Genomic DNA, 1,230 nt, shown 5'->3' on the forward strand with positions numbered 1-1,230 from the left:
CGGGTACAGGTGGGATTGGCTGTCCGTTTATATCGTACCTAAGCGCCGGGGGTGCTGTATCGCGTGGCGCTGGCGTGACTGCCCCGTACACGGACGTGGTTGCCATCTCTGCGAGCTCATCAAATGTCTCACCCAACCCACCCCGAAACGCTGCCATGTCCACGCCGCTCAGGTTCCCGGTAGCATAGACGGCGTTCATGTACAACCTAACGCCTATGGCGCTACGCGTCTCCTTAGGATCCCCAAAACTTCCGGCTGATGCGGATACAACCACAAGCTGCCCGACTACCTCATTGTCCAGCTCTGGGGTAATACTTTGCCCATCTGCCCGACTGATGTTGACCATGGGCGACCAATACCGCATTGCGGATGATAGTGGGACTTTCACATAGCTGTCATCAATCACCTCGTAGATAGTGTACATGTCACTGCGCCAGGGAGCACCTTTGCACAGCTCATTCATAAGCCGTGTCTGGATCTCATCCAGCTGCGCAATAAGCGGTGCCTGTAGCTGCCGATGCAGCAACACCGTCAGCGTGTATTTCGCCTCAGCCGCTTTCTTATGCTGAAATGACGTTACCATGTTTGCATATAACGCAATGCCTTCAAACTTCAATTTGTCCATCTTATATCTCCTGTTTAAGTGTCACTGACAACCAGACTGGGCTTGCCAACCTTTTCATCTACATACTGCGCCATCTCTGCCCAGCGGCGCTTGCTCCACGTCTTCTCCGCCTGAGCCGGGCTGAGGATCTCAATCGGCTTGCGGAATTCATTAGGCCGGATATTGCTGGCGCGGAACAGCTTCTCCATCTCTTCCTGATCGAGTGCCCAGCTCCTGCTGATACGACCGTCCCGCAGTCTGACACCGGGTACTTCTTTACCCGCCAGCAAACGCGTTTTGGTCTCCTTCTTCGCAGATTCCAGATACTCTTCAATGGCCTTCGCAGACTTTACCACAGCAGCCAGTTCCTCATCCGTCAGTGTCTCGACACCTTTTTCAGTGTCCAGCCCCGCCATATCCGGGATTACGGCCTCCTGCTGAACTCCCCAGGCCTCACAGCCCCTGGACTTACCGGGGCAGTACTGACAATGGTTCCCGCGGATCGGCTTTTCCATCGACACATCCCCCAGCATAGTCTCGATACTGTCAACCAGCGGCTGGGCGAATTTCCTGATGAAATCTGCCAGAGTGAATGTCTGCATTTTGATTGCGGATTCACCCGGCTT

General features: G+C 54.6%; 2 protein-coding genes. Both read right to left on the reverse strand.

Going from position 1 to position 1,230, the window contains the following annotated elements:
* On the reverse strand, positions 1-625 hold a 625-nt coding region (locus tag ACOCD2_RS20625; RefSeq protein ID WP_419626015.1), incomplete at its 3' end, for a hypothetical protein.
* A gap of 14 nt (positions 626-639) precedes the next feature.
* A partial coding sequence (locus ACOCD2_RS20630; RefSeq protein WP_419626016.1) for a DUF2800 domain-containing protein occupies positions 640-1,230 on the reverse strand: 591 nt, incomplete at its 5' end.

The sequence above is a fragment of the Thiolapillus sp. genome (assembly GCF_048562965.1).
Classification (GTDB): domain Bacteria; phylum Pseudomonadota; class Gammaproteobacteria; order Chromatiales; family Chromatiaceae; genus Thiolapillus; species Thiolapillus brandeum_A.